We start from the raw sequence: 3,646 nt of genomic DNA, 5'->3' as shown, positions 1-3,646 counted from the left end.
CGCGAGCCGACGGCCGACGAGGACCGTGAGGCCGAGGACCACCCAGGCCGCACCCCCCACGCCCAGGGTCCACGGTAAGGCGTCGGCCGGCGCGACGACCGCCGTCGCCGCGACGGCCGCGGCGGTCACCCCGAGCAGCGCCGAGCAGGCGGCCGAGGACGGGAGGAAGGCCTTGCCCCGGTCTTGCTGGCCGGGTGGAACAGGCACTGACATCAGACGGGTCCCTCGGTCAGGGGGATCTGGCGGTGAGCGGGGCGGCCGCTGCTCGACGGCATCGAGGCCGCTGCGCGTGAGGAACGGAGTGTTTCGGCCGCACGAGCGTCATGCTAGCCATCCCTCACGGCGCGTTGATCCGCTCGACGGAACTGAGCAGGCGGATCCGGAGTTCGTCGCGATGTCACCGGAAACGCGCGACCCCGTGGTACATGCGGACCGAGGAGCCCGCCCCGCCCGGACACGCACGGGAATGGGGCACAACGCAAGATGACGGATAGTCAATTCTTGTACTACACGGGCGAGTTGACGGAAACCGCGAGTCGCACGTGCCGAAACCGATCGACTTTCGGCCAAGTTGCGAGAAAAAGCGGCCCGAACACCCCGCCCTGGACCGGTGCCGGAGGCGGGTACGGGTGCGGGTGCGGGTGGCACGGGGCCAGGTACTCAGACCGGGATGAGTATCCGAGCGGATGTCCCGGGCGGGCCGCTCCGGCAGAGTCGTGGCACGGGGGAGCGGGGCACCGCGCCACCGGTACCGCCGGCACGGGGCTGCGGAACCGGTGCGCGTGCCCGCCCCGCGGGGCACGAGGAGCGCGAGGAGCGGACCCGCCCGCGGCGGGGTCAGCGGCGCCCGGCCACCCGTCCCTGGAGCAGCAGCGAGAGCGCGCCGTGCACGTCGTCCAGCGACCGCTCCGGCTGGAACGACAGCCAGTCCAGCGCCGCCACCAGCACCATGCCCACCAGTGCGGCGGCCGTCAGCGAGACGTCGATCTCGTCGCTGAACTCCCCGGCCTCGACGCCGTCCCGCAGCACCCCCTCGACGACCGCGACGGCCTCCTGGCGGACCACCATCAGGGTTTCCTGCCAGGCCCGGTTGGTCCGCCACAGCTCGGCCACGTAGAGCTGGGTGAAGGCCGGGTAGCGGTGGATGAAGACCAGGCCGGCCCGGATCATCGCGTCCAGCGCGTCCACCCGGCTGCCGCCGCGGCGCGCGGTCACCTCGGCGGCCTCGCGCAGGGAGGCCGTGAGGAGTCCGACGCCGTGCCGCAGCAGCTCCTCGAAGAGCACGGACTTGCTGGCGAAGTTGTAGTAGACGGTGCCCTTGGCGACCCCGGCCCGCTCGGCGATCTCGTCCACCGTGGTGGCGGAGAAACCCTGCTCGGCGATGAGGGTCACGGCCGCCTCGTAGAGCTTCTGCTTGGTGGCGGCGCGGCGGCCGGTGCTGCTGTTCATGCCGTCGATTGTCACAGACTCAGCTCCGGTCGCAGCCGGTCGAAGGTCCATACCTGCTTGCGCCGGGCGGCCACCGTGGTCAGTGCCAGCGCCCCCGCGGTGTAGGCGAGGAGGACGGCGCAGGCCTGGACGACCGGCGCCGTGTCGCCGCCGGTGATCAGCCGTCGCAACGCCTCCACCACATGGCTCATCGGCAGGTAGGGGTGGATCGCGGCGAAGAAGCGGGGGCTGGTCTCCACCGGGTAGGTGCCGCCCGCGGAGGTCAGCTGGAGCATCAGCAGGGCGAGCACCAGGATCCGCCCGGCCGCGCCGAAGCGGGCGTTGAGCCACTGGACGATCGAGGTGAAGCAGAGCGTGACGAGGAGCAGGAAGCCGACGGTGGCGACGGCCCGCACCATCCGCAGCCCGATCCCCCAGTGCAGGACCGACATCAGCGCGGCCACCTGGAGCACGCCGAGCGAGGCCACGGGCAGCCAGCCGGCGACCGCGATCCGCCAGGCGGGCGCCCCGGCGGCCAGGGCACGGCGGTTGAGGGGCTGGATCAGCATGTAGGCGACCATCGCGCCGACCCAGAGGGCGAGCGGGATGAAGTACGGCGCGAAGGCGGTGCCGTAGTTGGCGGCCTCGTGCAGCGGGGAGCCGGAGAGCCGGACCGGGTCGGCCATCACGTCGGTGCGCCGGTCGCGTTCGGCCTTGTCGAGGTCGGGGATCTTCGCGGCGCCGTCGTGGAGGCCGCCGGCGAGTTCGCCGGATCCGTCGACCAGCCGGTAGATGCCGCCGTCGAGGTCGTCGGCGCCGGTCTTGAGGGCGTCGACGCCCTCGTCCAGGTCCCCGGCTCCCGTCCTGGCGGCGCCGAGGCCGGTGCGGAGGTCCTCGGCGCCGGCCGCGACCGCGGCCGCACCGCGGTTCAGCTCGTTGATCCGCTCCACGGCGTCACCGAGGTCCTCGGACAGGCGCGGGGCGCGTTCGGCGAGCGCGTCGGCCTGCTTCTCCAGGGCGGCGAGGTTCGCGTCGAGCCCGGACAGGTCGCCGTTCCCGTCGCCGATCAGCGTCTCGAGGTCGGCGGCGACGGCGGCCACGTCGGCGGCGGCGTCCTTGGCCTTCTCCAGGTCGGGGCAGGCCGGGTCGGGCAGGGGGGACGTCTCGCAGCGGGTGCGGTGGATCCGGGTCAGGGTCTCGGAAGCGGCGGAGGAGGCGCGGGCGGCCTCCGGGGCGGTCTCCGCGAGGGTGCCGAGGTTGCCGCGGACCACGGCGGCGGAGTCGGCCACCAGGCGCGCGGTGTCGGCGATGGTCTGCTCGTTCTTCTCCAGGAACGGGCGGACGGTGTCCGCGACGCCGTCGACGGTGCCGGCCAGTCGGTCGGTGCCGTCGGCCACCTGGCGGGATCCGGTGGCGAGCTCGCCCGCGCCGGTGTGGAGCCGGCGCAGGCCCTTGAGCAGGTCCTCGCTGCCGGTCTGGGCGTCGCCGAGGCCGCCGGCCAGGTCCTCGGAGCCCTTCTTCGCCTTCTCGATGCCGCCGGCCAGGTCGTCGGCGCCGGTGGCGGCCTTCTCGGTGGCGTCGTGGAGGCCGGAGAAGGAGACGAAGATCCGGTCGAGGAAGGTGCGGGTCGCCTTGTCGGCGGCGGCGGAGCGGACCTCGGAGAAGACGGTGCGGGATATCTGGCCGACGATGTAGTTGTTGGCGTCGTCGGTCGTGACCTCCAGCGCCCCGGCCCGGGGGTCGTCGCCGCCTCCGGAGGCGATGCGCTCGCTGAAGTCGGCGGGGACGGTGAGCGACAGGTAGAACTCGCCGCTCTCCACGCCCGCGCGGGCCTCCCGCGGGCCGACCTCGCGCCAGTCGAAGACGCCGCTCTCGTGCAGCCCTTCGGCGATGTCGTCACCCGCCGTCAGCCGCTCACCGTCGGCGGTGGCGCCGCGGTCCTGGTTGACCAGGGCCACCGGGACGCGGCCGAGGTTCCCGTAGGGATCCCAGAAGGACCACAGGTACAGCGCGCCGTACAGCAGCGGCAGCAGCACCATGGAGACCAGTGCGGCCCGGGTCAGCCGGCTCCGGCCGAATCGCCGCAGCTCAAGCGCGGCCAGTCGCGGCGTGCGCATCCGCGTCCTCCTCAGCGGTACGGGCCTCGACGGCCTCTTCCTCGACGCCGGCGTCCTCGACGGCCTCTTCCGCGGCCCCGGCGACCCCGGCGGCCTCTTCC

At 73.3% G+C, this 3,646-nt stretch carries 2 protein-coding genes and 1 pseudogene; all 3 read right to left on the bottom strand.

The genetic code is table 11. The features are described from left to right. Positions 1-213 (bottom strand): annotated as a pseudogene (locus HW445_RS22290) (ATP-binding protein); the annotation flags it as partial. A 624-nt stretch (positions 214-837) separates the two neighbouring features. Further along, positions 838-1,449 (bottom strand): TetR/AcrR family transcriptional regulator, encoded by a 612-nt coding sequence (locus HW445_RS22285; protein ID WP_180222749.1) that lies wholly within the window; start codon positions 1,447-1,449, stop codon positions 838-840. A gap of 11 nt (positions 1,450-1,460) precedes the next feature. After that, positions 1,461-3,545, bottom strand: coding sequence for a YhgE/Pip family protein (locus HW445_RS22280; protein ID WP_180222748.1), 2,085 nt, complete (start codon positions 3,543-3,545; stop codon positions 1,461-1,463). Positions 3,546-3,646: the final 101 nt, after the last annotated feature.

The organism is Streptomyces sp. UH6 (assembly GCF_013421635.1).
Taxonomy (GTDB): domain Bacteria; phylum Actinomycetota; class Actinomycetes; order Streptomycetales; family Streptomycetaceae; genus Streptomyces; species Streptomyces abyssomicinicus.
Note: the sequence above shows the minus strand (reverse complement) of the source record. Positions and strands in the feature narration are given on the sequence as shown.